A 26703-nucleotide genomic window follows, 5' to 3' on the forward strand; every position below is an offset into this window, starting at 1 on the left:
GCCCGGAGGACGGGCCCGGCGTCCGGCCGCCGGGGCGCTCTCGTACGGGGGTACCGGGGATCCCGGCAACGTGGTTCGGGGGCTTCCGTCGCCGCGAGGCTCCCGGGCGGGTTGCTCCCGGGCCGCCGGACCGAGGGGGAGCGCCGGCCCGTCGGGGCGGGATGGCCGAGGACCCGGCCTACCGTGTACCGGCGACCCGGAACCGGATACCCGCCCCCCGCAGGCGCTCCAGCAGCGCGTCCCCCATCGCGGCGGCCGGTGTGAGCTGCCCGGAGGTGTCCGGCAGGTCGTCGTACACCAGGCACAGCGCCGACTCGGCGAAGATCTTCGCCGACTCGTCGTAGCCCGGGTCGCCGCCCGACACCTCGGAGAACACCGTCCGGCCGCCGCCCTCGCCCACGAACCGCACCGAGAACCAGCTTCTCGCCCGGCGTTCCTCGTCGGGGCCCTCACCCGGCCGGACCCGGTCCGAGAGCAGGCGCCGTGCGGGCGGCAGCTGGGCCGGCCCGGCCAGCGCGCCCGCCGCCGCCACCGAGCCCACGGCCAGCGGCAACGTGCGGACCGACACATAGTGCCGGTAGCGGAAGTCGGGGCCGTAGCGGGGCAGGGCCCGCGCCGACCGGGCGACGATCTTCCCGTCGATCAGCGGCAGGGGCAGCGCCCAGGCGTCCGTCTCCCTGCTGAACCGGGGCCCGCCGATCGGCGCCCTCGCCCGCCGCCCCGCCGGACGGGGCTCGTGCAGCCGCCGCTCGTGGGCGGCCCGCAGCAACTGCCGGCCCCGGCCCAGCGTGGTGAGCACCGAGGCGAACGTGCCGCCGGAGAAGACCGCGTCGGACCGGACGAAACCGTCCACGCGCAGCGGCACGTCCCGGGGCAGCTACTGGACCGTGAAGTACGCGCCCAGGTCGTGCGGTACGGACTCGAAGCCGCAGGCGTGGACCAGCCGCGCGCCGGTCTCACGGGCCCGGGTGTCATGGCGTACGAGCATCCGGTCCACGAACTCGGGCTCGCCGGACAGATCGATGTAGTCGGTCCCGGCCCCGCGCACGCGGCGACCAGCGGCTCGCCGTACCAGAGACAGGGGCCGACGGCGGTGGCCACCACCCGGGTGGACTCCGCCAGTTGCCGCAGCGAGCCGTGGTCGTCCGCGCCCGCTTCGATCAGCGGCAGATCCGCCCGGCGCGGATGGTCGGCGGCGAGCCGTTCGCGCAGCCGCTCCAGCCGGGCGCGGCTACGGCCCGCGAGCGCCCAGCGGCAGTCGCCGGGCGCGTGCGCGGCGAGGTACCGGGCCGTCAGTTCCCCGACGAATCCGGTCGCCCCGTAGAGCACGATGTCGTACGGGCGCTCGGTGCGAGCGGTCCCGTCCTGCCTGTTCAATGGCTCCTCCGGCGGTGCGCCCGAGCTGTCGTGGTGGCTGAGGCCGTCCCCGCGCACGGGCGAAGGCCTCCGGGGTGGACTCCGGTCTTCCGGTGAATCCGCGGGCCCGCTCGGGGGAAACCGCTTGTAAGCGGTGAAACGTGTTCTTACCATCATTGGTGTTACATCACTTGTGTCACATCACGGCTGGGGGCTCGATGACGGCGAACTCGACGGCGAAGGCGACCGCGAGGACGACTGCGAGGACGACTGCCGGGGCGGGGAACGGCCCGCTCAGCGGCGTGCGCGTGGTCGAACTGGCGGGCATCGGGCCCGGGCCGTTCGCCGCCATGCTGCTGGCCGACCTCGGCGCGGACGTCGTACGCGTCGACAGGCCCGGAGGTTCGGGGCTCGCGATCGACCCCGCGTACGACCTGACGAACCGTGGCAAACACTCGGTGCTGATCGACCTCAAGGCCGACGGGGGATCCGCCCGGGTCCTCGACCTCGTGGAGCGGGCCGACATCCTGATCGAGGGCTATCGGCCGGGTGTCGCCGAACGGCTCGGGGTGGGGCCGGACGACTGCCTCGCCCGCAATCCGCGGCTGGTGTACGGGCGGATGACCGGCTGGGGCCAGGACGGTCCGCTCGCCGAGCGCGCCGGGCACGACATCGCGTACATCGCCGTCACCGGCGCCCTCGGCATGATCGGGGGACCGGGGGAGCCCCCCACGGTCCCCGCCAATCTGGTGGGGGACTACGCGGGCGGGTCGCTCTATCTGGTCGTCGGCGTCCTCGCGGCCCTCCAACACGCGCGCACCGACGGCGGGAAGGGCCAGGTCGTGGACGCGGCCATCGTCGACGGCGCCGCCCATCTCACCACGATGATCCACGGAATGATGGCCGCCGGGGGCTGGCGGGACCAGCGCGGGACCAACCTTCTCGACGGCGGCTGTCCCTTCTACGGCTGCTACGAGACCGCTGACGGGCGGTACATGGCGGTCGGCGCGCTGGAACAGCAGTTCTACGACGAGTTCGTCCGGCTGCTGGGCCTCGGGGACGAGGCGCCCGCACGCAAGGACTTCGACCGCTGGGACGAACTCCGGGACGCCGTCGCCGCCCGTTTCAGGACCCGGACACGCGCCGAGTGGACGGCCGTGTTCGAGGGCTCGGACGCGTGTGTGGCCCCCGTACTCTCCCTGGGCGAGGCCCCGGCCCATCCGCACCTCGCGGCACGCTCCACCTTCGTCGGCCACGGCGGGATCACCCAGCCCGCTCCCGCGCCCCGGTTCTCCGCCACGCCCGCGGCCGTGACGAGGGGACCGGCTCTGCCGGGCGCCGACACGGCCCGGGTGGCGCGCGACTGGGAGGTACCCGCACTCGCACCGCCGGACGTGGCGGCCGATCCGGAGCGGCCTTCCGCCACGGGCCCGTCCTCCGAGCCCGGCCCGGAGCGTCGGTCCGCCGCGGCCGGCGGGTCCGGACCGGGCGCCACCGGGGAGGGCGACCCGGCCCGCCGGCCCCGGAGCGGCCCCTGAGCCGGGCGGCGGCCCACCGACCCAACACCCCCCGCACCTTCGTCACCCCGAGAGGCTCTTGTCTTGAGCACCGAAGCGTATGTGTACGAGGCGATCCGCACCCCGCGCGGGCGCGGCAAGGCCAACGGCGCCCTGCACGGCACCAAGCCGATCGATCTGGTGGTCGGGCTGATCCATGAGATCCGCGCCCGCTTCCCCGGCCTCGACCCGGCCGCAGTCGACGACATCGTGCTCGGTGTCGTGGGTCCGGTCGGCGACCAGGGCTCCGACATCGCCCGTATCGCGGCGATCGCCGCCGGACTGCCCGACACCGTCGCCGGAGTGCAGGAGAACCGCTTCTGCGCCTCGGGGCTCGAAGCCGTCAACATGGCCGCGATGAAGGTCCGGTCGGGATGGGAGGACCTGGTACTCGCCGGCGGTGTCGAGTCGATGTCCCGGGTGCCGATGGCCTCGGACGGCGGCGCCTGGTTCGCCGACCCGATGACGAACTTCTCCGTCGGTTTCGTCCCCCAGGGCATCGGCGCCGACCTCATCGCCACCATCGAGGGCTTCTCCCGCCGCGATGTCGACGAGTACGCGGCCCTCTCCCAGGAACGCGCGGCCGCGGCCTGGAAGGACGGCCGTTTCGCCCGCTCCGTCGTTCCGGTCCGCGACCGCGGCGGCCTTCTCGTCCTCGACCACGACGAGCACATGCGCCCCGGCACCACCGCGGACGGCCTCGCCGCGCTCAAACCGTCCTTCGCGGGCATCGGCGACGTCGGCGGTTTCGACGCCGTGGCGCTCCAGAAGTACCACTGGGTCGAGAAGATCGACCATGTCCACCACGCGGGCAACTCCTCCGGAATCGTCGACGGCGCGGCGCTTGTGGCCGTCGGCTCGAAGGCGGTCGGCGAGCGGTACGGGCTCGTGCCGCGCGCCCGGATCGTCGCGGCGGCGGTCTCCGGCTCCGAGCCGACCATCATGCTGACCGGGCCCGCGCCCGCCACCCGCAAGGCGCTCGGCCGGGCCGGACTGACGATCGACGACATCGACCTCGTCGAGATCAACGAGGCGTTCGCGGGTGTGGTCCTGCGGTTCGCGCGGGAGATGGACCTCCCGCTGGAGAGGATCAACGTCAACGGCGGGGCGATCGCCATGGGACACCCTCTGGGCGCCACCGGGGCGATGATCCTCGGCACCCTCGTCGACGAACTGGAACGCCGGGACAAGCGGTACGGCCTGGCCACGCTCTGCGTCGGCGGCGGGATGGGGATCGCGACGGTGATCGAACGCGTATGACCCGGCCCGCCTCCGCCCCCACCACCACCCCGGAGAACCCGACCACCATGACCCAGAGCACCCAGAGCACCCAGAGCACGCCGGATACGCCGACGCCGAGCACGCAGAATACGCGGGACACGCGGGACACGCAGGACACGCGCGGGAACGGAACCGCCATCCGCTGGGAGCGGGACGAGACCGGTGTCGTCACCCTCGTACTCGACGATCCGGACCGGTCCGCCAACACCATGAACCAGGCGTTCCGCGACGCCCTCACCGCCGTCGCCGATCGTGCCGAGGCCGAGAAGGACTCTGTCCGGGGCTTCATCGTCACCTCCGCCAAGAAGACCTTCTTCGCGGGCGGCGATCTCAGGGAGATGATGCGGATCGGCCCGGAGGAGGCCCAGCGGGCGTACGACGCCTCCATGGCCGTCAAGCACGCCCTCCGCAGGATCGAGACCCTCGGCAGGCCGGTCGTCGCGGCCCTCAACGGGTCGGCGCTCGGCGGGGGTTACGAGATCGCGCTCGCCTGCCACCACCGCATTGCCCTCGACGCCCCCGGCTCCCGGATCGGGCTGCCCGAGGTCACCCTCGGCCTGCTGCCCGCGGGCGGCGGAGTCACCCGTACCGTACGCCTCCTCGGCATCTCCGACGCGCTGCTGAAGGTCCTCCTCCAGGGCAACCGCTATTCCCCGCGCCGGGCCCTGGAGAACGGGCTGGTCCACGAAGTGGCCGTCACACCCGAGGAGATGCTCGCCAGGGCACGCGCCTTCATCGACTCCCGCCCCGAGTCCCACCAGCCCTGGGACGTCAAGGGCTACCGGATCCCGGGGGGCACCCCCGCGGACCCGCGGTTCGCCGCCGGTCTCCCCGCCTTCCCCGCGAATCTGAGGAAGCAGACCGCCGGGGCGCCCTGCCCCGCCCCGCGCAATATCCTCGCGGCGGCCGTCGAGGGCTCCCAGGTCGACTTCGGGACCGCGGAGACCATCGAGGCGCGGTACTTCACCGAGCTGGTCACCGGACAGATCGCCAAGAACATGATGCAGGCGTTCTTCTTCGACCTCCGGACGGTCAACTCCGGGGCCGCCCGCCCCCGGGGCGTCGAGCCCCGTCCCGTCCGCAGGGTCGCCGTCCTCGGCGCGGGAATGATGGGCGCCGGCATCGCGTACTCCTGCGCCCGCGCCGGGATCGAGGTCGTCCTCAAGGACGTGTCCGAGGAAGCCGCCGCACGGGGCAGCTCGTACTCCGAGGCCCTGCTCGCCAAGGCGCTGGACCGGGGCCGTACGACCCGGGCCGAGCGTGACGCCCTGCTCGCCCGGATCACCGCGACCGCGGACCCCGCCGACGTCGCCGGCTGTGACGCCGTCATCGAGGCCGTCTTCGAGGACCCCGGGCTCAAGCACAAGGTCTTCGAGGAGATCCAGGATCTCGTCGAACCGGACGCGCTGCTCTGCACCAACACCTCGACCCTGCCGATCACCGCCCTCGCCGGGGGTGTGGCACGCCCCGGGGACTTCATCGGTCTGCACTTCTTCTCTCCCGTCGACAGGATGCCGCTCGTCGAGATCATCAAGGGTGAGCACACCGGCGAGGCGGCGCTGGCCCGGGCGTTCGACCTGGTCCGGCAGATCGGCAAGACGCCGATCCTGGTCAACGACTCCCGGGGCTTCTTCACCTCGCGTGTCATCGGGCAGTTCATCAACGAGGGCGTGGCGATGGTCGGCGAGGGGGTCGACCCCGCGTCGGTCGAACAGGCGGCGGCCCAGGCCGGATACCCGGCCAAGGTGCTCTCCCTGATGGACGAGCTGACCCTCACCCTCCCGCGCAGAATCCGCGAGGAGAGCAGGCGCGCGACCGAGGAGTCCGGCGGCACCTGGGCCGGGCATCCTGCGGACGCGGTCGTCGACCGGATGGTCGACGAGTTCGGGCGCACCGGCCGCGGCGGTGGAGCGGGCTTCTACGACTACGACGACCGGGGCGGGCGGACCGGACTGTGGCCGGGCCTGCGCGAGCACTTCACCCGCCCGGACGCCGGGGTCCCCTTCGAGGACATGAAGGAGCGGATGCTGTTCTCCGAGGCGCTCGACGCCGTGCGCTGTCTGGAGGAGAACGTGCTGACGTCGGTCGCCGACGCCAACGTCGGCTCGCTCATGGGCATCGGTTTCCCCGCCTGGACCGGGGGAGTCCTCCAGTACATCAACGGTTACGAGGGCGGTCTGCCCGGGTTCACGGCCCGGGCGCGCGAGCTGGCCGCCCGTTACGGGCAGCGGTTCGAGCCGCCCGCGCTGCTGGTGGCGAAGGCCGGGCGCGGCGAGACCTTCACCGACGCGGACACCGCGTCCTGATCACCGCGTCCTGATTACCGCGTCCTGATCGGAACGATCTGATCAGGGCGCTCCGATCAGGGCGCCCCGTGCGGGTCGTGTCCGGTACCACCGCCGTCCTCGGCGTCCTCGGCGTCCTCGGCGTCCCGAGTGTTCTGAGTGTTCTCGGCGTACTTGGCGTCCTCGGTGCCGAACGCGGCCCGCAGCTCCTCCTTCAGCGACCGCTGGAACGCGGTGACCAGCGCCTGCACCACCAGCGGCTGCATATGGGCGGACAGGGACCTCATCGCCTCGATCCGCCGGGGGTCGGACTCCCGTTCCCGGTACGGGCCCCACACCTCGTCCCGGAACAGCCGGGTGAGTTCGTGGGCCGCCGAGCGGGTGTGCTCCATCAGTACGGTCCGGGCGGCGAGGATCGTGTCGCAGGTGATCGGAACGTCCAGCAGTTGCGCCCCGAGCCGCAGCAGCCCCGGGTCGATCCAGTACGTGTCCGGGGCCCCGGCCCGCCGTACCGCGCCCATCGCGCCGAGCCGGTCGATGTCGTCCTCGTCCAGCGAGCGCCCCACCCGCCGCTCCAGCTCCGCCCGGGTCGCCGTCTCGGCGGAGTCCGGTGCCCAGGAGGCGACCAGGGCCCGGTGTATCGCGAGATCGTGGGCGCTCAGATCGTCCGGCAGCTGCTCCAGATAGCGCTCGATCGCGGACAGCGTCATGCCCTGGTGCTGCAACTCCTCGATCAGCGCGAGCCGGGAGAGATGGTCCGGGCCGTAGTGCCCGACCCGGCGCGGTCCGATCACCGGCGGGGGCAGCAGCCCCCGCGTGCCGTAGAACCTGATCGTCCGTACGGTCACCCCGGCCCGCGCCGCCAGCTCGTCCACCGTCAGCCGCGGCTCCTCGGTCCCGGTCCCCATCCCTGCGCCTCGCTCTCCTGATCGCGGTGCAACAGTATTGCTGTCTCACCACTGCTGAGAAAGAGGCGGAGGGGCTGTCGTCCTCGCGGGCGGGGCCTGTCGCGGAGGGGGCCTGTCGGCGGGCGGCCCGCAGCCGAGGGATTCCGTCCCGGCGGGCCCCTTTCAGCACCCGCCCGGGATCCGGCGGCCGGTCCGTGCGCCCGGGTCAGTACACCTCCACTCCGTACACCCCCAGCACCTCCCGGACGGGCTGGTGGATCGCCGAGCCGTTCGTCCCGGAGCAGCCGGAGCTGCCCGAGTGGATACCCAGCGCCGTCGAGCCGGAGAAGTGCGCCCCGCCGCTGTCGCCGCCCGAGGAGCACGCGGTCGTACGGACCATGCCGTACACCGGTCCGTCGCTGTAGTTGACGGTCACATCGACGGCGGTGACCGTGCCGCTGGTCACCCGGGTCGTCGAGCCGCTCTTCCGCAGCGCCTGTCCTACGATCGCGTCCGCGGCGGAGGTGATGTCCTGGGCACCGCCGTCGTGGAGATTGACCGTGCCGGGCGCCTCGGGTGTGCCCGTGTACCGCACGAGCCCGTAGTCGTCCGTGGGGAAGCTGGAGCCCTCGCGCGTACCGATCTCCGGGCCTCCCGCGACCGCCGACCAGCTGACCGCCGACTCGGTGCAGTGGCCGGCCGTCAGAAAGAAGAGTTCCGCGCCCCGGGAGACGTTGAAGGCCGCCGAGCAGCGGAATCCGCCGCCGTGGACGGCGTCGCCGCCCGCCACCTCCTTGGTGAAGGTCCCGGGCACGCGCCGCAGCCGGACGGCCTCGCCGAGGCTCGCGGCGACCGCGCGGAGCCGGGCCATGGAGGGCGTGGAGACGGACTCGTCGGCCTCCACGGCTACCTGGTTCGCCGCCGGGTCGATGCCCCACGAGGTGCCGGGGATCTTCGCCCGGGCCTCCAGGACGTCCATCACGGCTTGGAGCTGCGCGGTGCTGCGCCCGACGAGTTCGGCGCGGGCGCCGGAGGCGCGTACCGTTTCCGCCGCCGCCGCATCGGTGACGGCGACGACCAGCTCACCGGTCGCGGAGTCGAGATAGGACCCGGCGCCGTGATCGCCGAGCGTCCGCTCCAGCCGGGAGTCGAGCGCGTACTGGCCGGGGGACGCCATGACACCGGCGCCGCCGCTGGGGGACGGGTCCGGCTCGGCGGCACCGGCGGTGCCGGAGCCGAGCCCGACGGCGGGCAGGGTGAGCAGGACGGACAGGAAGATGCGCGCGCGGAGCGTGCGACTCATGGGGGCTTCTCCTTCGCAGACGACCCGTGGGGGAAGGTGGGGGATTGCGAGAAGCAGTGTGGACCGGACGGGTCCGGTCCGGTGCTCAATGTGGCATGCCCCTGTCACTCACACAAGGGCGCCCCGATACACCCGAAAGGCGCTGCCGCTTCCTGGTGCACGGGGTCCTCACACGCCGTCAGAACCGGCTCCCCGAGTGCGCCGAGGCGCCGGCCGCGACACCCCCGGGTGTGCCCGGCCCGGCCGCGGTCACGGGGGTCCGGGGCCGGGGCCATGGCCATCGGCCGGGCTCATGTCGTACGACCGCTCCCGTCCGCACCCACCGTGCGTCCCGGGTACGTACGCACCGCAGCGCACACCGGGCGCCATCGCGTTCGCGGTTCACCGGCTGCCCGCCTCCTCGCCCGCCTCGCCCGCGATACGGCGCAGATCGGCCTTGTCCGCCGGCCCGGCCCCGGTGCCTCGTGCGCGGGACCGTGACACCCCCGACCGCGAGCCCGGTCGGCCGATCGGCCGCCGCCGTACGGGTGGTGCGCCGTCCGGACGCGGCGGTACGGCCGGGAAGGTGAAACCGTCGCTCCGGCCGCGCTGTCCTCCGGCGGTGGGGCGGGCCGATCCGCCCGCGTGGCCTCGGCGGACCGGCTCCCTGCCATCCCGCCGCCCCGGGCGAAACCGTGGGACCCGCGACGGTACGGTCCGCCGGACGGCTGACCACCTCCTCCTGCCCCCGCCGTTACTCGGCGGGGGCCCGGCCCCGTACGCGGGAAGCGCCCGCCGGGCGGGAGACGCCGAGGGGCCCGTGCGGGGCGGGGCGCACCCGTGTCCAGCTCCGTCGCGGTCGCGCTCAGCTCCCTGACCACCCGTCGGCCCATCCCGCCCGGACCGCACGGCACTCCCACCCGGCCCGGACCTCACGGGCCCCGCCCGTGCGCCCCACCCCGGGCGCTCCGCCGGAACGCCCGGGGGGTTACGGCCCCGACGCGCGGGACCTGTGGCTCGCCCGGGTGCGGGAGCCCGTGCCGGACGGCGGCGGAGCGGCCCCCCTATCCCTCGGGGCGCCGCGGTTACCAACCGGTAGACGCCTGGTGCCCCATCTCATCCCCCGGCGGTACCATCCCCGCAACTGCACCGACGCGGATGGATACTTCCCGCCCACGGACCGAAGACATCAGAAGTTTCAGGACATAGAGACAGGCAGGTCTATGCCATGAACGACGGAATCATCCCCTTCGACGTCGGACCGCTCAATCCGACCGGATGGGGCCTCGTGGTCGGAACGGTGTCCTTCGGGATCGTCTATCTGGTGCTCGCCGGCCGGCTGATGCCCCGCGCGGCCCGCGTCCTCGCGGAGCGCGAGAGGCTGACCTGGGGGGTGACGGAACAGGCCGAGGAGGTCCGTACCGAAGCCGAGCAGGTCCGCGCCCAGCGGGAGGCGATCCTCGCCGAAGCCCGTCATGACGCGGCCCGCGCCCGCCAGCGGGCCCACGAGGAGGGCATGGAGCTGATCCTCGCGGCCCGCGCCGAGGGCATCCGCGAGCGCGAGCGGATTCTGGCCGAGGGCGCCGCGGCCATCGAGGCCGAACGCGTCGTGGCCGAGGCGGAGCTGCGCTCGGACGTCGATCACTGGGCCCGTGAGATCGCCGAACGGATCGTCGGTGAGCCCCTCCCCGTCCAGCAGGAAGTCCGCCGGGCCGACGGCTGACCCACCGGGACCCTGGCGCGTACGGAGGTGCCGCCCGCCCCCCCCGGAAGGCCGTCGGCCACGCATCCGACAGCCGTGGCGCCCGGCCCCCCGGGGTGATCGTGGCCGTCGGCCGGGCGCCCGGCGGGACGTGATTCCCGCCTCCCCCGCCGCCGGTGTGCCGCGCGGCCCGGGGCGCACCCCCGCGAGGGCCCTCCTGGCCCGGACGGCGGGGACGGTCCCGCCCGCCGAACCCCCGCCCATCTGCGGCGCGGCGGCCCGCCGACCGCCCCCGCGCACCACCGCGCCCGGCCGGGGCGTACCGGGCCGGGACCCGCGCCCGCCATGGCTTCCCGGACCCCACGCGCCCCACTGGTGCCTCGATCGCCCTCTGTTGCAAGGGAGTTGACGGGAGTACCTTCCCGCCCATGCCGATAGGTGCGCGGGTAACCCGCTTGACGTACAGATCGCTCGTGGTGGCGGCAGCGGCCGCCCTGATGACCATGCCCCTGTCCCCGGCGGGCGCCCACAACGCCCCTGCGCGGGAGAGCAGACCCGTCCACTCGTACCAGAACGCGATCCGGGAATCCGTGTGGGTGGACACCCGGCTCGACGGCGACGGCGACGGGAGGACCGACCGTGTCGCCGTCGACATCATCCGCCCCCGGGAGCCCGACAGGTCGGGCCGCAAGATCCCGGTGATCATGGACGCGAGTCCCTACTACGCCTGCTGCGGACGCGGCAACGAGAGCCAGCGCAAGACGTACGACGCGAACGGCGACCCCGTCCAGTTCCCGCTGTACTACGACAACTACTTCGTACCGCGCGGCTACGGCTTCGTCGCCGTCGACCTCGCCGGGACCAACCGCTCCGACGGCTGCGTCGACGTCGGGGGCCGCTCGGACGTCCAGTCCGCGAAGGCCGTCGTCGACTGGCTGAACGGCCGCGGCCGCGGCTACACCACCCGCACCGGCACCGAACGCGCCCGGGCGCACTGGACGGACGGCCGCACCGGAATGATCGGCAAGAGCTACGACGGGACCATCGCCAACGGCGTGGCCGCCACCGGAGTCGAGGGACTGGAGACCATCGTCCCGATCGGCGCGATCTCCTCCTGGTACGACTACTACTTCGCCAAGGGCGCGCCCCTCTACGACTCCGGGCCCGAGTGGCTCTCCGACTACGTCGAGAGCCCCGGAGCCCGCGCCCGCTGCCAGGCCGTCCAGCAGCGGCTGATCGACGGCGCCCCGCGCACCGGCGATCTCACCGCGCTGTGGAGCGAGCGCGACCATGTGCCCGACGCCGGCAAGGTCAGGGCCAGTGTCTTCGCCGTCCACGGGATGCAGGACCTCAACGTCCGCAGCAAGCACTTCGGCCAGTGGTGGGACGCGCTGGCCGCCGAGGGCGTGGAGCGCAAGGTGTGGCTCTCCCAGGCGGGCCATGTGGACCCCTTCGACTTCCGGCGCGCCGAGTGGGTGAAGACCCTGCACCGGTGGTTCGACCACTATCTGCTCGGATACGACAACGGCATCGAACGCGAGCCCATGGCCGATATCGAGCGCGCCCCCGACCGCTGGTCCACCGACCGTGTGTGGCCGCCGCGTTCCACGGACGCCACCGTTCTGCGGCCGGGCCAGGGCACCGCGCCCGGAGTCGGCACCCTCTCACTGACCCCCGCGCGCCCCGGTACGGCCGAGACCTTCACCGACGACCGCGAGCGGGACGAGACCGACTGGGCCGCGGCGATCGACCGGACGACCCCCGAGAAGGCCGGGTTCCTCACCGCGCCCCTCAACCGCGATCTGCGGCTCTCCGGTTCCTCCACGGTCAGGATCACCGCGACCCCGACCACCACCAGCGCCCATCTGTCGGCCGTCCTCGTCGATCTCGGCCCGGACACCATCCGCGACTACGCGGCCTCCGGCGAAGGGATCACCACCCTGCCCGAACGGACCTGCTGGGGGCCCGGCACCGCAGGCGACAGCTCCTGCTTCAAGGAGACACGGGCACGGACGAAGGCCGTCGACTACACGATCTTCAGCCGGGGCTGGGCCGACCTCGGCAACCACGCCTCCGCCGCCACCGGCCGCCCGCTGACCCCCGGCAAGCCGCACACCATCACCCTCGATCTGCACGCGAGCGACCATGTCGTCCCGGCCGGACACCGGCTCGCCCTGATCGTCGCGGGCACCGACCGGTACCTCATCGACCCGCCCGCGAGCACCCCGACGCTCCGGCTCGACCTCGCCCGTACCTCCGCGAGGCTGCCCGTCGTCGGCGGCGCCCCCGCCTTCGTACGCGCCACCGCGGGCGCCCCCGTACCGCCCGGCCGCGACGCGTCCCGCCCCCTCGACGGGGTCGCCGAGCCCCGGGAGATCCGACCCGTCCCGGGAGGCGACAGCCGATGAGGACACGTCTTCGCACACTCGCGGTCAGCGCCGCGGCGGCCGCGCTCGCCGTACCGCTGATCACCGTCCCCGCCGAGGCCACCCACGGTGTTCCGCGTACCGCCTTCGAACGCGACGGCGGGGCGCGCTGGACCGGCCAGGCGGAGGAGCAGTCCTTCCTCGCCGCCGTCGACCGGGGCAGCGACCGGGTCTCGGTCGGCCGGATCGGCACGACCGGACAGGGCCGGCCGCTCCAACTCGTCAGCGTCGGCAGCCGGCACGCCGACACCACCGTGCTGCTGATCTGCTCCCAGCACGGCGACGAGCCTTCCGGCAGGGAAGCCTGTCTGTCCACGATCCGCGATCTCGGATACACCGAGGATCAGCGGACGCGCCGGCTGCTGTCCCGTACGCGGATCCTCGTCGTCCCCACCGCCAACCCCGACGGACGGGCCGCCGACACCCGCGGCAACGCCGACGGGGTGGACATCAACCGCGACCACATCGCCCTGCGGACCGCCGAGGGCCGGGCGATGGCCGCCGTCATCCGGGACGAACGCCCCGACATCGTCTACGACCTGCACGAGTACAGCGCCACACCGCCGTACTACGACAAGGACCTGTTCGATCTGTGGCCGCGCAATCTCAACACCGATCACCGGGTCCACCGTGAGTCCCGGACGCTCTCGGAACGGTACGTCCGGCCGGCCGCGGGCGACGAGGGCTACAGCACCGGTACGTACGGCATCTGGACCGACCCCGTCACCGGCGGGCCGATCCGGCAGGTCGCGGGCGACGGCCAGGAGCGCATCCTGCGCAACGCCTCGGGTGTCAAGAACGCCGTGGGGCTCCTCATCGAGAGCCGGGTGGACGCCCTGACGGCCGAGGAGAAGGCCGACGAGGCCCTGAACAACCGGCGCAGGGCGGACAGCCAGCTCGCCGCGCTGGACGGGCTGCTCTCCTTCGCGGACGAGCGGCGCGCCCGGATCGGCGCGGCGACGGACGCGGCACGGCTCGCCGGGTTCCAGGACCGCGGCCCGGTCTATCTCGGGGGCGCGGACAACGATCCCGCGACGGAGGGGCAGACCCTCGCCGACCCACCCTGCGGCTACCGCCTCAGCCCGGCGCAATTCACGGACGTGAACGATGAACTGGCGCTGCACGGGGTGCGGTGGAAACGGGCGGGTGACGGTGCGTTCGTTCCGCTGCGCCAGTCACAACGGGAACTGATCCCTCTACTGCTGGACGCGCGGGCGAGTTATCACCTGACCCCGGCGGAGCCCGTCACCGCCTGTTGAACCCGGTGGCGCGGGCCACCTGTGGTAGGGGATAGCGGGAGCAAAAGTCACCAGCGAACCCGCGCCACCCCCGAGAGGTGCCACTCGTGTCGCACGGACAGCAGCCGGACGACCGGGGAGGGCGGCCCGAGACGGCCGACCTCCCCGGTCCGGACCCGGAGCACGGGCATCCCACGACGGACCGCGTCGTCTTCGGCGTCACCGCCGTGCTCACCGTCTGCTTCGTCATCTGGGGCGCCCTCGCCACCGACGCGCTCGAAAGCATCTCCAGCTCCCTGCTGCACGGGCTGATCCACAACGGCGGCTGGGCCTTCGTCCTCGCCGCCTCCGGCTTCGTGGTCTTCGCCCTCTGGCTCGCCGTCAGCCGCTACGGCAGGATCCCGCTCGGCGACGAGGGCGGGACGCCCGAGTTCCGTACGGTCTCCTGGGTCGCCATGATGTTCAGCGCCGGAATGGGCATCGGCCTGATGTTCTACGGGGTGAGCGAACCCCTCGCGCACTATGTCTCACCCCCGCCCGGCACCCGTCCCGCCACCTCGGCGGAGGCCATGGAAACCGCGATGGCCACCACCCTCTTCCACTGGACGCTCCACCCCTGGGGCATCTACGCCGTCGTCGGGCTCGCCATCGCGTACAGCACCTTCCGCCGCGGGCGCCGGGGGACCATCAGCGCCGTCTTCGAACCCCTGATCGGCAGACGGCGGTGCCAGGGCGGCTCCGGCCGGTTCATCGGCATCCTGGCGATCTTCGCCACCCTCTTCGGCTCGGCCGCCTCCCTCGGCCTCGGCGCGCTCCAGATCGGCAGCGGATTCACCGAACTCGGCTGGCTGGACACCGTCGGCACCGGACTGCTCGTGACCATCATCGCGGTCCTCACCGCGGCCTTCGTCCTCTCGGCCGCCTCCGGGGTCGAGAAGGGCATCCAGTGGCTGTCCAACATCAATATGGTCCTGGCGCTGCTGCTGGCCTTCTTTGTCCTCGTGGCCGGTCCCACCGTCATCATCCTCGATCTGCTGCCCACCTCGATCGCCGCGTACTTCCAGAACCTGCCCCAGCTCGCCGGGCGCACCGAGGCCACGGGCGGCCGGGGCGTCGCCGAATGGCTCGGCAGCTGGACCGTCTTCTACTGGGCCTGGTGGATCTCCTGGACACCGTTCGTCGGGATGTTCATCGCCAGGATCAGCCGTGGCCGGACGATCCGTCAGTTCGTCGGCGGGGTCATCCTGGTGCCGTCCGCCGTCAGCCTCGTCTGGTTCTCCGTCTTCGGCGGTACGGCCATGAAGCTCCAGGAACACGAGCGGCTCAGCCAGGAGGTGACCCCGGAGGGACAGCTCTTCGCCGTTCTCCAGCAGTATCCGATCGCCTCGGTGACGAGCGTGCTCGTGATGATCCTCGTCGGCATCTTCTTCGTCTCCGGCGCCGACGCCGCCTCCGTGGTCATGGGCACTCTCTCCCAGCACGGCGCCTTCCACCCGAGCCGTCTGGTCGTCGTCTTCTGGGGCGCGGTGACCGGTGCGGTCGCCGCGATCATGCTCCTCGTCGGCAACGGCGAGGGCGACGCGCTCGCCGGGCTGCAGAATCTGACGATCCTGGTGGCGGCGCCGTTCGTCGTCGTCATGCTCGGTATGTGCGTCGCCCTGCTGCGCGACCTGCGCCACGACCCGCTGATCGTCCGGGGTGAACTGGGCGCGGAGGTCGTGGAGTCGGCCGTCATCGCGGGCCACGAGAAGTACGACGGCGACTTCGAGATCCGGATCGGCCCGGGCACGGGGGAGAGCCGGTGAGACACGGGTTCCGGCCGGGCGGGGTGCGGCTGCCGGTGGCCGGATCCGGTGGTTTCCGGTGGCCGTCCGACGGTGGTGAGGGACTTCGGCCGGCGTCCGGGTGTCCGTCCACGCCTTCCGGCGGCGGCACGGGAGGGCACCGCGCGGCGCTCGCGGTCTCCGCCCCGGCCTTCACCGACACGGTCGCCGCTGCTCCCGACGACCAGGTCCGTCAATCAGGGGGACCCGTGTCCACACCCCCTCCATGTGTCCGGACGGCGGTCCGCCCTGCCCCGGGGTGCCCGGTCCGCCGGTCCCGGCCGCCCAGTGCCCCGGCGAAGCGCCCGGCGGCCCGCCGGCACCCCGGGACCGCCCGGAGTTCCGTTCCCTCCAGACCGCCCGGTGAGGTCCCCGTACACCCCGGGGGCACTCCGGAGACCGCCCCGACCAGCTTCTTCCGCTCCGCAGAGGGGAGCGCGGCGGCAACCGCCGGAGTGGTCCGGCCGTGCGCCCCGGCGCGGCCGTGGCCCGCTCTCCCACGGTTCCACGGCACCTCCCGGCCCGATGACCCGGGCCACGAGCCCGATCACCCGGACGTCCGTACGGGGACGGCCGCCCGTCCGGCGGGGTGCGTCCGGCCTTGTACGGGCGGGGATACTCGGCATATGTCTGTCGAGTACACGAGCTTCGGGCTGGCTCCGGCGCCGAGGCCCGGGGGAGCAAACGGGACCGCCCGCCGGCCCCGGCTGGACCTCCTGGACTTCATCGTCGACGGACAGCCCCTGCTGTTCCGGCTCAGCGGCGTGGACGCGGTGTCCCCTCTGGCCTCCGACGTACCCCCGGTGATCCTCACGGCGGCGGTGCGCACCCTGCTGCTGGAGGAACCGACACCGCTGCCCGCCGGCCGGTGTGTGCTCTACGCCTGCTCCGAGTGCGTCTCCCTGGACTGCGGCGCGGTGACCGCCGTCGTCGAACGCGACGGTGACGACATCGTCTGGCGCGATCTTGCCTGGCAGACGTCCGGGAGCGCGGACCTCACGGAGTACGGCTACCCCGGAGTCGGACCCTTCCGTTTTCATGGACGCGCCTACCGCGCCGAGCTGGAACGGCTGGTCACCGCCGTCCGGGAAGCCGCCGTGCCCGGCTGAGGCACCCCGCCGTCCCCCGCCGTCCGGCCGGCCGGACCGCGCCCGGCCCCGCGATCGCGTCCCGTTAGAATCGGCCGTCTGATGACTGCGACTCTTGTGGCCAAGGACCTCGCCGCCGGGCACGGCGACCGCTCGCTCTTCTCCGGCCTCGATCTCGTCGTCGCTCCCGGCGATGTGATCGGCCTCGTCGGAGTCAACGGGGCCGGCAAGTCGACCCTGCTGAGGATGCTCGCCGGACTCGACCGGCCCGAGGAGGGCGAGCTGAGGCTCTCGCCGCCCGCCGCCACCGTCGGCCACCTCCCGCAGGAGCCGGAGCGGCGGCCCGGTGAGACCGTACGGGAGTTCCTCGCCCGCCGTACCGGTGTCGCCGCCGCCCAGACGGCCATGGACTCCTCGACCCAGGCGCTGGTCGACGGGGCCCCGGGCGCCGACGACGCGTACGCCACCAGCCTGGAGCGCTGGCTCGCCCTCGGCGGCGCCGATCTCGACGAACGCGCGGAGGAGACCGCCCGCACCCTCGGTCTGACCATCGGCCTCGACCTCCCCATGACCGCGCTCTCCGGCGGCCAGGCCGCCCGCGCGGGCCTCGCCTCCCTCCTGCTCTCGCGCTACGACGTCTTCCTGCTCGACGAGCCCACCAACGATCTCGACCTGGACGGTCTGGAGCGCCTGGAGACCTTCGTCCACGGGCTGCGCGCGGGCACCGTCGTGGTCAGCCACGACAGGGAGTTCCTGACCCGTACGGTCACCAGGATCCTGGAACTCGATCTCGCCCAGCGGCAGGTCACCCTCTACGGCGGCGGCTACACCGCCTATCTGGAGGAGCGGGAGACCGCCCGCCGGCACGCCCGCGAGGAGTTCGACGAGTACGCCGACAAGAAGGCGGCCCTGGAGGGCCGGGCGCAGATGCAGCGGGCCTGGATGGACAAGGGCGTCAGAAACGCCCGGCGCAAGGCGGGCGACAACGACAAGCTCGGCCGCAAGTTCCGCAGCGAGGCCAGCGAGAAGCAGGCCGCCAAGGCCCGCCAGACCCAGCGCATGATCGAGCGCCTCGACGCCGTCGAGGAGCCGCGCAAGGAGTGGGAGCTGCGGATGGAGATCGCCGCCGCCCCGCGTTCCGGCTCGGTCGTGGCGACACTCCGCGAAGCCGAGGTCCGGCGCGGTGACTTCCGCCTCGGACCGGCCTCGCTCCGGATCGACTGGGCCGACCGGGTCGCCATCACCGGCGCCAACGGTTCCGGTAAATCCACCCTGCTCGCCGCCCTCCTCGGCCGCCTCCCGCTCGACGCGGGCCACGCGTCACTCGGGTCCGGCGTGGTGGTCGGCGAGGTCGACCAGGCACGCGGCCTGTTCCACGGTACGGAGAGCCTGCTGGACGCGTTCTGCGCGGCCGTCCCCGACACGGAACCGGCGGACGTACGCACCCTGCTGGCCAAGTTCGGCCTCAAGGCGGACCATGTGCTGCGCCCGGCGACCACCCTCTCCCCGGGCGAACGCACCCGCGCGGCGCTCGCGCTGCTCCAGGGCCGGGGCGTCAACCTCCTCGTACTGGACGAGCCGACCAACCATCTCGATCTGGCCGCGATCGAACAACTGGAGTCGGCACTCGCCGGCTACAAGGGCACCCTGCTCCTCGTCACGCACGATCGCCGCATGCTCGAAGCGGTCCACACGACCCGCCGCCTCCACCTCACCGCGGGCACCCTCCAGCAACACTGACGACCCGACGTGCTCCCGGGCGGGCCCGCGGAGACTTGGGTTTCCAGCCCGCCCAACGTTCGAGGACGGCCCTGGGTGCGGCCTTCCCAGCCCGTCCGGCGTTTGAGGACGGCCCTGGTTCCGGGGTGCGGGTTGCTTATCGGGGGCGCTGCCCCCGATCCCCTGCGCCTCAATCGCCGGCGGGGCTGGTTCTTGTTGTCGGTGTCTCCTGCCGGTTCCGGCAGATCCAGCCCGCCCGGCGTTTGAGGACGGGCCTGGGTGCGGCCTTCCCAGCCCGTCCGGCGTTTGAGGACGGACGTGGTCCCGGTGCGCGGACACCTTGGTGGCGCGTCGCCCCCAACCGCGCCGGAGCACGACGCCCTCCGGGACGGACCCCGCGGCCGGGCGACCGCGGAGCCCGTCCCGCACGGGCCCAGGGCTCAGCCGCGATCCCGCGGCCCCGCCAGTCCCGCCCTCCTCAACGCGTCCGCCATCGCGCTGTTCGCGGGCGGCGGCCCCTGGCGGTCGCCTCCGCGCCCACCGCCGCCGCCCTGCCCGCGCCGCTGCTGCGGACGTCCGCCGCGCTCACCGCGACCGCCCTGCTCACCACGCCGGCCCTGCCCGCCGCGCTCACCGCGCTCCGGGCGCTCACCGCGTTCGCGCCGCACGCCGCCGCCCTGGGACCTGGGCGCGGCCTCGTCGTCCAGACGCAGCGTCAGGGAGATCCGCTTGCGCGGGACGTCGATGTCCAGGACCTTGACCTTCACGACATCGCCAGGCTTCACCACATCGCGCGGATCCTTCACGAACGTCCTCGACATGGCGGACACATGGACCAGCCCGTCCTGGTGGACGCCGATGTCCACAAAGGCCCCGAACGCCGCGACATTGGTGACGACCCCTTCGAGGACCATCCCGGAGGCCAGGTCGCCGATCTTCTCGACGCCCTCCTTGAACGTGGCCGTCCTGAACGCGGGCCTCGGGTCCCGCCCCGGCTTCTCCAGTTCCCGCAGAATGTCCGTCACCGTCGGCAGCCCGAACGTCTCGTCGACGAAGGCGTCCGGCCGCAGCGACCGCAGCGCACCGGTGTTGCCGATCAGCGAGGCGACCTCGCCGCCCGCGGAGGCGACCATCCGCCGGACCACCGGATACGCCTCCGGATGCACACTGGACGCGTCCAGCGGATCGTCGCCGTCCCGGATCCGCAGAAAGCCCGCGCACTGCTCGTACGCCTTGGGGCCGAGCCGCGCCACATCCTTGAGCGCCCTGCGGGAGCGGAAGGGGCCGTTGGCGTCCCGGTGGGCCACGATGTTCTCGGCGAGGCCCGCGCCGATGCCGGAGACCCGCGAGAGCAGCGGAGTGGAGGCGGTGTTCACATCGACGCCGACGCCGTTCACACAGTCCTCGACGACCGCGTCCAGCGAGCGGGACAGCTTCACCTCGGACAGGTCGTGCTGGTACTGGCCGACGCCGATCGACTTGGGGTCGATCTTCACCAGCTCGGCCAGCGGGTCCTGGAGCCTGCGCGCGATGGAGACGGCACCGCGCAGGGACACATCGAGTCCCGGCAGCTCCTGCGAGGCGAACGCGGACGCGGAGTACACGGACGCGCCCGCCTCCGAGACCATGACCTTGGTGAGCTTCAGCTCCGGGTGCCTGGTGATCAGCTCACCGGCGAGCTTGTCGGTCTCCCGGGAGGCCGTGCCGTTGCCGATCGCGACGAGATCGACGGAGTGCTCCTTCGCGAGCCGGGCGAGGCGGGCCAGCGACTCGTCCCACCTGTTCGCCGGCACATGCGGATGGATCGTGTCCGTGGCGACGACCTTGCCGGTCGCGTCGACGACGGCCACCTTCACCCCCGTACGGAACCCGGGGTCCAGCCCCAGCGTGGCGCGTGTCCCCGCGGGCGCGGCCAGCAGCAGATCCCGCAGGTTCGCCGCGAAGACCCGTACGGCCTCGTCCTCGGCGGCCGTACGCAGCCGCAGCCGCAGATCGATCCCGAGGTGGACGAGGATCCTGGTCCGCCACGCCCAGCGGACCGTGTCCGCGAGCCACTTGTCGGCGGGCCGGCCGCGATCGGCCACCCCGAAGCGCCGGGCGACCATGTTCTCGTACGAGGAGGGGCCGGGCTCGTCCCCCGGCTCCTCCGGCTCCAGGGTGAGGTCGAGCACCTCCTCCTTCTCCCCGCGGAGCAGGGCGAGCACCCGGTGCGAGGGGAGCCCGGTGAACGGCTCGGCGAAGTCGAAGTAGTCCGCGAACTTCGCGCCCGGCCCCTCCGACGCGTTGTCCTTGCCCTCCCGCACCTTCGAGGCGAGCCGGCCGCGTGTCCACATCCGCTCCCGCAGCTCACCGATCAGATCCGCGTCCTCGGAGAACCGCTCGGTGAGAATGGCCCGGGCGCCCTCCAGCGCGGCGGCGGCGTCCGCCACCCCCTTGTCCGCGTCGGCGAAGGCCGCGGCCGCGGCCAGCGGCTCCCGGGAGGGGTCGGCGAGCAGCCCCTCGGCCAGCGGTTCGAGCCCTGCCTCGCGCGCGATCTGTGCCTTCGTCCGCCGCTTGGGCTTGAAGGGCAGATAGATGTCCTCCAGACGTGCCTTGGTCTCGGCGCCCCGGATCTGCGCCTCCAGCGCGTCGTCCAGCTTCCCCTGTTCCCGTACGGATTCCAGGATCGCGGTACGCCGCTCCTCCAGCTCCCGCAGATACCTCAGCCGCTCCTCCAGCGTGCGCAGCTGGGCGTCGTCGAGCATCTCGGTCGCCTCTTTGCGATACCGCGCGATGAACGGCACGGTCGACCCGCCATCCAGCAGCTCCACAGCCGCCTTGACCTGCCGCTCCCGTACGCCGAGCTCCTCGGCGATCCTGCCTTCGATGGACATCGTCACGGTTTTCCGACTCGCCTTCTCGTACTGGCTGTGCTTGCGCCTGCATTCTGCCAAACCGGGCACCGCCTGCGACGGACGCCGGATCCGGCCGTCTGGACGTGCGTACGGCCGGGGCCGGTCGTGCGGGCCGGTCATGCCCGGTGGGGGCGGTTCCACGGGAGGGGCGACGAAGGGCCGGGCACACGGCGTTTCGGTCCGCCAGTGATCGATCACCCCCGGTGGAGCTGAACCTGGACGATGTCGCGTAACGTCCCTCCATGGGATTCACGGCCGCTTGGGCGATCAGCGTCCACGAGGACACCGTCATCGCGGAGTTGGCGCCGCGTCTGCTGCCCGTCATCGAGGCGGAGCGCACCGATCCGGTCGCCCGGCGGCGCTGGGACCTGTGGCGGAGGGGGCCGTTGCCCGACTACCGGACCTGGTACACCGCCTTCGGGGCCGACCGCGACAGCCGGGAGGCCGAGGCGCTGCGCTCCTTCCAGTTGCTCACCGCGATCGGTGAACGCATCACCGGTCTGTGCGACGGCGGCGCCGACGGCTTCCAGGCGGAGGGCGATGTGTGGAAGCGCCAGCCCGATCCCTCGGTGATGTTCTTCTCCAGCCGGCGCAGGACGTTCCCGGTCGGCTCGCTCTTCCACGCCATCGGCCCCGAACGCGCGGTCCAGCTGCCGGGCTGGTGCGGCAATTTCCTGCTCACCTCGCGCGAGGTCCGCGAATCCCTGCCCCATGTGGAACGCGCGCTGACCTTCGGCCGGGGGGAACGCGCCGCCGTGGACGCGCAGGACTGGCTGGACTACCGCCCGGACGAGGAATCCGTCATCGACGGCCCCCTGCGTGTCTGGCACCGGGCGGCCCGAGCGCGCCACGGCCTGTGCGGGCTGGCTCTCTACCTCGACTGACGGGAGGGCGCGGCCCGGGTGCGGGAACGCGCGCCGGGCAGAGGCACGTCCGGCGCACCTCGGCCCCGGGACCAACCGCGAACCCCGGACGTGAGAGGTCACCGAGCGATCCCGCACCGTCCCCCACCCGCCTCGCCCCGACCCCGCGCCAACCCGAACCCGCCTCGCCCCCGCCCCCGCCCCCGGGGGACCTTACGACCCGCCCATCACCTCGGGGGGAAACGCGCCCGCGGCCACGGCCGGCGCCAGCATCACCTTCCCCAACCGCGTGAGCCTGTCCACCCCCTCCGCGCCCAGGGCCTCGTACGGCCCCCGGTCGATCCGGTCCGTGAGGTCCTCCAGCTCCGACCGGAGCCGGACGCCCTCGCTCGTCAGTGCGCCCCCGTCGTCAAGGAACCCCCGCTTCCGCAGCCGCTCCTGCGCCGCCTCCCAGTCGGTGGGCTGCCAGCCGCGGGTGGCGAGGACCCAGCGCCGTGCCATGCCGTGGCCGGTCGCGGTGTGGCTGACGAGCGCCTCCAGCGGGTCGAGGTCGAGCGCGAGGAGCGCCGCGAGATGGCCGTCGCCCCGGTGCTCCCGCAGCAGGCCCGCGGCATGCCAGTACGCGAGGTGCGGCTCGTCGGGGACGGGGAGGTCCGCGTACGCGGCGCACAGCGGGCGGGCCCGCCCGGTGCAGCCCTCCGCCGCCCGCAGCGCGAGCCGGGCCGCCTCCGCGAGTTCGCCGGAGGCGATCAGCTCCGGGCCGAGCAGCCGCCGCAGTGTGCGGTCGGCGGCCCGCAGCCGCGCGTCGAGGACGGTCTCCGGGGAGGCGAGGGACCATACGGCGGGCAGATGCGAGGCGATCAGCTCCCGGTTGAAGTGGTAGAACGCCGACGCGACCCGGCCGGGCCCGACCGCACCCATCGGCGCCGCCCTGGTCGCGAAGTACGCGGCCTCCCAGCCGTGGATGCCGAGGGCGGCGGTCTCGTCGGCCAGTTCGGAGGAGAAGTAGACCGTCGAGTGCAGCGGATTGAGAACGTGATGGCAGCGGCGGCCCCGGCGCGCTAGGGAGATCTCCGTGGTCATGCCGGTCAGGCTACTGACTGGTTGGTGTATGCAGCAGATTTGGCCGGGGCCGGTACGCACCCGGCGCCCGCCGGGGCCCTGGGCGGCGCCCCCGTGGCACCGGGCCCGTAGCCCGCACGGGCGCCAGCGCCCCCGGATCCGTCAGACACTCCAGGTGAACCGCGCCGTGCGCCGTTCCAGGAACGCCGCCACACCCTCCGCGGTGTCGCCGCCCGGCCGCGCCTGCTCCGCCGCCCGCTCGCTCCAGTACGCGTCCCGGTCGGTGCGGCCCGCCGCGAACTCCTTCGCCGCCGCCTGGGTGAGCTGCGAGCGCGAGCCGAGGATCCGGGTGAACTCCGCGACCCGCTTGCCGAGTTCACCCGCGGGCAGCGCCTCGTCGACCAGACCGGTGCGCAGCGCCCGGTCCGCCTCGATCAACTCGCCGGAGAACAGCAGATACTTGGCGGCCGACGGGCCCACCAGCGAGACCAGCCGTCTGGTGGAGGAGGCCGGATAGACGATTCCCAGCTTGGCCGGGGTCACCCCGAACAGCGCGTCCGTCTCCGTGAACCGCAGATCGCAGGCACCGGCGAGCTGCCAGCCACCGCCGACGCAGTGGCCCCGTACGGCCGCGAGTGTCGGCTTGGGGAAGGCCGCGAGAGCCTCCTCGGCCCGTACGGCGAGGGCCTGCGGGGAATCGTCCGGCCCGGCCGACGGCTCCCGCAGCGAGGAGATGTCGGCCCCGGCGCAGAAGGTGGGCCCGGCTCCGGTCAGCACCAGCGCGCGGACTTCCGGATCCCCGGCGAGCCGCTCCAGCAGCCGGGGGACCGCCCGCCACATCCCGGCCGTCATGGCGTTGCGTTTGGCGGGGTTGCTGATGACGACGGTGGCGACGCCGTCCGCGACGGTGTGCGTCACCTGCGGCTCCGGCTCCGGCCGGGGCTCATGACGGGCTGAGTCCATGCGCCGGATGCTATCCGCAGCGGTGCGACCTACGATCGAGTAGGGGTACGAGGAGGTGGCGGCCATGGCCGGTACGACCGAGGAGCCCGGGAAGGGTCTCAAACGCAGCTTCGGCCTGCTGGCGGTGCTGGGCTCGATCCTTGTCGTCGCGGGAATCGTGGGTCTGATCTACACCGGCGTCGCGACCCTCACCTCGATGCTGCTCTTCGGCTGGCTGCTCCTGATCGGCGGAGTGGTCGGCCTGGTGCACGCGATCGAGTCGCGCGGCAGCGAGTACTTCTGGCTGGCCGTGGTGGTCGCCGCGCTGAACATCGCCGCGGGTGTGGTCGTCATCCGCCACCCGCAGGGCTCGGCCGAGGCGCTGACGCTCTTCGCCGCCCTGCTCTTCCTGACCGGAGGACTGTTCCGGCTGGTGGGGTCCCTGGTGGTGAAGGGCCCGCAGTTCGGCTGGACCCTGCTCCAGGGAGTGCTCGGGGTGGTGCTGGGCATCCTGGTCCTCGGCAACTGGCCGGAGAGCAGCCGCTATGTCCTCGGCCTGTTCTTCTCGCTGATGCTGCTCTTCGACGGCCTCGGGCTGCTCGCCATCGGCGTCGGCGGACGACGGATCGTGAAAATGGTCGCCGAACCGGAGACGTACACGGGCCCGGACGAGCCGTACGGACCCGGTGACCCCGGCCGGACCCGGTGACCGGGGCGCGGGTGATGTGATCAGGGCCGCCGTGGACCGGGCGCCGGTGCGGTGATCAGGACGGGGGTGCGGCGGCCGGGACGGACGCACACGGGGACGGTCCGGGGCTCCGGACGGCGCCAGGAACGGATCCCGGAAGGGATCAGGGACAGTCGTCCGGCCGCCCGGGTCGCGCGAACGCGGTCAAAAGGGGTCGATTGACGCTGACTTCTGTTCAGGATCGGGGTCCTCGCCCGCTCGCTGCCGACACTTGTCACCCGAAGGTCAGTGGCAGTCGATCCGAGGGTGGGTACGGACCATGGAGAGCCGCGGGAGCATCCCGGCCCGGCCGTCTGCGTACGAAGGGGTGTGGCGGTTCACCGCCCCCTCGGTCGACGCCTCCGTCCCCAGAGCCCGGCACGCCGTACGGGACCTGCTGTGCCGCCAGGGGGTGCCAAGGAGAGACGAGGTTCTGCAGGGGCTGCTGCTGATCGTCTCCGAGCTGGTCACCAACGCGGTGAAGCACGCGGCCCTGCTCTCGCCCGAGGTCGCCGTCGAGGTCGCGATCGCGGCCGGGCGGGTCCGGGTGTCCGTCGAGGACAACCACCCCTACCGGCCGAAGGCGCTGGAGACCGACTGGCGGCAGACCGGCGGCCGGGGCCTGCTGCTCGTCCGGGAGATCACGCGGGAGGCCGGCGGGATGTGCGATGTCGAGCACACCGCGAGCGGCGGCAAGGTCGTCTGGGCCGAGATGCCGCTGGCACCGCCGGGGCACACCCCCGGTCACGGCGGCGACACCGTCACCCTGCCGGGCCCGATGCCGCCGCCGCAGCCGGTCACCAGCCGCCGGCCGGACCCGTCAGCTCCCTGACCGCCGGCCGCGCCGCGTCCAGCACCGTCATGAACCACGCCGAGAAGGGCGCGGAGGCGTGGCGCTCGGCCAGCTCGCCCGGGGTGACGAATGCCGTCTCGCCGACCTCCTCCGGGTCCGGCCGCGGGGCGCCCCCCACCATGCCGACGAACAGATGGTTGTACTCCTGCTCCACCAGGCCCGAGTCCGGGTCCGGGTGGTTGTAGCGGACCGTGCCCGCCTCGGCGAGCAGCGAGGGCGAGATCCGCAGCTCCTCGTGCGTACGGCGGGCGGCCGCCGCGAAGGGGGACTCACCGGGGTACGGGTGCCCGCAGCAGGTGTTCGACCAGACACCGGGGGAGTGGTACTTCCCGAGCGCCCGGCGCTGGATCAGCAGCCGTCCCCGCTCGTCGAAGAGGAACACTGAGAACGCCCGGTGCAGCCGGCCCGGCGCCTGGTGGGCGGAGAGCTTCTCCGCGGTGCCGATGGTGTTGCCGTCTTCGTCGACCAGTTCGAGCAGAATCGCTGGTGGTGCGCCGTTCGAAGCGGTGTTCGGGGCGGTTGCTGGTGAGGTCGGCATAACCATCCTTCGCATCGGTGCTCGGCCCTGTGGGGCCTGCTCAAGTCTGCCGTACAAAAGCGGCTTGTCCGCACTTCGGCAGCCCGGGCATGTCCGGGGCCGAGGCCCCGGCGCGGGGGCGGGAGGGTCATCCGCCGCAGTCGCCCGAAGGCCCCCGGCTACCGGATCGTGCCCCGCGATC

The 26703-nt window shown here is 72.9% G+C and carries 17 protein-coding genes and 2 pseudogenes; 12 read left to right on the forward strand and 7 right to left on the reverse strand.

Going from position 1 to position 26703, the window contains the following annotated elements:
* Positions 1-178: 178 nt before the first annotated feature.
* Positions 179-1377, reverse strand: a pseudogene (locus ACIBCM_RS04175) (saccharopine dehydrogenase family protein).
* A gap of 197 nt (positions 1378-1574) precedes the next feature.
* Between ACIBCM_RS04175 and ACIBCM_RS04180 the strand changes: the two are divergent.
* The 3 genes from ACIBCM_RS04180 to ACIBCM_RS04190 all read left to right on the forward strand — a co-directional run bounded on the left by ACIBCM_RS04180 (position 1575) and on the right by ACIBCM_RS04190 (position 6499).
* Positions 1575-2894, forward strand: coding sequence for a CaiB/BaiF CoA transferase family protein (locus ACIBCM_RS04180; RefSeq protein ID WP_399239988.1), 1320 nt, complete (start codon positions 1575-1577; stop codon positions 2892-2894).
* 63 nt (positions 2895-2957) lie between these two features.
* Positions 2958-4172, forward strand: a complete 1215-nt coding sequence (locus ACIBCM_RS04185) for an acetyl-CoA C-acetyltransferase (RefSeq protein ID WP_399239990.1) — start codon at positions 2958-2960, stop codon at positions 4170-4172.
* On the forward strand, positions 4169-6499 hold the full coding sequence (locus tag ACIBCM_RS04190; RefSeq protein WP_399239992.1) for a 3-hydroxyacyl-CoA dehydrogenase NAD-binding domain-containing protein: 2331 nt from the start codon (positions 4169-4171) through the stop codon (positions 6497-6499). Before ACIBCM_RS04185 ends, ACIBCM_RS04190 begins: the two co-directional genes overlap by 4 nt.
* A gap of 56 nt (positions 6500-6555) precedes the next feature.
* Here the strand turns inward: ACIBCM_RS04190 and ACIBCM_RS04195 are convergent, their stop codons facing one another.
* Positions 6556-7386 (reverse strand): MerR family transcriptional regulator, encoded by an 831-nt coding sequence (locus ACIBCM_RS04195; protein WP_399239994.1) that lies wholly within the window; start codon positions 7384-7386, stop codon positions 6556-6558.
* A 205-nt stretch (positions 7387-7591) separates the two neighbouring features.
* Positions 7592-8668 (reverse strand): S1 family peptidase, encoded by a 1077-nt coding sequence (locus ACIBCM_RS04200; protein WP_399239997.1) that lies wholly within the window; start codon positions 8666-8668, stop codon positions 7592-7594.
* Between the two features lie 1207 nt (positions 8669-9875).
* Between ACIBCM_RS04200 and ACIBCM_RS04205 the strand changes: the two genes are divergently transcribed.
* The 6 genes and pseudogenes from ACIBCM_RS04205 (at position 9876) to ACIBCM_RS04230 (ending at position 18664) form a co-directional block, all read left to right on the forward strand.
* A complete protein-coding gene (locus tag ACIBCM_RS04205; protein ID WP_399239999.1) occupies positions 9876-10370 on the forward strand; it encodes a hypothetical protein in 495 nt (164 codons plus the stop codon).
* A gap of 407 nt (positions 10371-10777) precedes the next feature.
* Positions 10778-12757 (forward strand): Xaa-Pro dipeptidyl-peptidase, encoded by a 1980-nt coding sequence (locus ACIBCM_RS04210; protein ID WP_399240001.1) that lies wholly within the window; start codon positions 10778-10780, stop codon positions 12755-12757.
* Positions 12754-14034 carry a M14 family metallocarboxypeptidase gene (locus tag ACIBCM_RS04215; protein ID WP_399240003.1) on the forward strand — a complete coding sequence of 427 codons (1281 nt, stop codon included), beginning with the start codon at positions 12754-12756 and terminating at the stop codon, positions 14032-14034. The genes ACIBCM_RS04210 and ACIBCM_RS04215 overlap by 4 nt, the downstream gene beginning before the upstream one ends.
* An 86-nt stretch (positions 14035-14120) precedes the next feature.
* Positions 14121-15818 carry a BCCT family transporter gene (locus ACIBCM_RS04220; protein WP_399240005.1) on the forward strand — a complete coding sequence of 566 codons (1698 nt, stop codon included), beginning with the start codon at positions 14121-14123 and terminating at the stop codon, positions 15816-15818.
* A 644-nt stretch (positions 15819-16462) separates the two neighbouring features.
* Positions 16463-16912, forward strand: a pseudogene (locus tag ACIBCM_RS04225) (oxidoreductase); the annotation flags it as partial.
* 114 nt (positions 16913-17026) lie between these two features.
* Positions 17027-18664, forward strand: a complete 1638-nt coding sequence (locus ACIBCM_RS04230; RefSeq protein WP_399240007.1) for an ABC-F family ATP-binding cassette domain-containing protein — start codon at positions 17027-17029, stop codon at positions 18662-18664.
* Positions 18665-19083: 419 nt separating this feature from the next.
* Here the strand turns inward: ACIBCM_RS04230 and ACIBCM_RS04235 are convergent, their stop codons facing one another.
* Entirely contained in the window at positions 19084-21522 is a 2439-nt protein-coding gene (locus ACIBCM_RS04235; RefSeq protein WP_399240787.1) for a Tex family protein, read from the reverse strand.
* A gap of 257 nt (positions 21523-21779) precedes the next feature.
* On the opposite strand from ACIBCM_RS04235, the gene ACIBCM_RS04240 reads away from it, so the two are divergent.
* A complete protein-coding gene (locus ACIBCM_RS04240; RefSeq protein WP_399240009.1) occupies positions 21780-22421 on the forward strand; it encodes a hypothetical protein in 642 nt (213 codons plus the stop codon).
* Positions 22422-22613: 192 nt separating this feature from the next.
* Here ACIBCM_RS04240 and ACIBCM_RS04245 read toward each other — a convergent pair whose 3' ends face one another.
* Both ACIBCM_RS04245 and ACIBCM_RS04250 read right to left on the reverse strand, forming a co-directional pair.
* The gene (locus ACIBCM_RS04245; protein WP_399240011.1) at positions 22614-23483 is read right to left on the reverse strand and encodes a hypothetical protein; all 870 of its coding nucleotides are present in this window, start codon (positions 23481-23483) and stop codon (positions 22614-22616) included.
* Positions 23484-23624: 141 nt separating this feature from the next.
* A complete protein-coding gene (locus ACIBCM_RS04250; RefSeq protein ID WP_399240013.1) occupies positions 23625-24425 on the reverse strand; it encodes an enoyl-CoA hydratase/isomerase family protein in 801 nt (266 codons plus the stop codon).
* Positions 24426-24489: 64 nt separating this feature from the next.
* Here ACIBCM_RS04250 and ACIBCM_RS04255 point away from each other — a divergent pair, with 64 nt between their 5' ends.
* Both ACIBCM_RS04255 and ACIBCM_RS04260 read left to right on the forward strand, forming a co-directional pair.
* Entirely contained in the window at positions 24490-25113 is a 624-nt protein-coding gene (locus tag ACIBCM_RS04255) for an HdeD family acid-resistance protein (protein WP_399240015.1), read from the forward strand.
* 298 nt (positions 25114-25411) lie between these two features.
* Positions 25412-25963, forward strand: coding sequence for an ATP-binding protein (locus ACIBCM_RS04260; protein WP_399240017.1), 552 nt, complete (start codon positions 25412-25414; stop codon positions 25961-25963).
* On the opposite strand, the gene idi is transcribed toward ACIBCM_RS04260, so the two are convergent.
* A complete protein-coding gene (gene idi / locus ACIBCM_RS04265; RefSeq protein ID WP_399240019.1) occupies positions 25929-26522 on the reverse strand; it encodes an isopentenyl-diphosphate Delta-isomerase in 594 nt (197 codons plus the stop codon). The two genes, ACIBCM_RS04260 and idi, sit on opposite strands and share 35 nt — an antisense overlap.
* Positions 26523-26703: the final 181 nt, after the last annotated feature.

Origin of the sequence: Streptomyces sp. NPDC051018, assembly GCF_044456085.1 — a bacterium.
Lineage (GTDB): Bacteria > Actinomycetota > Actinomycetes > Streptomycetales > Streptomycetaceae > Streptomyces.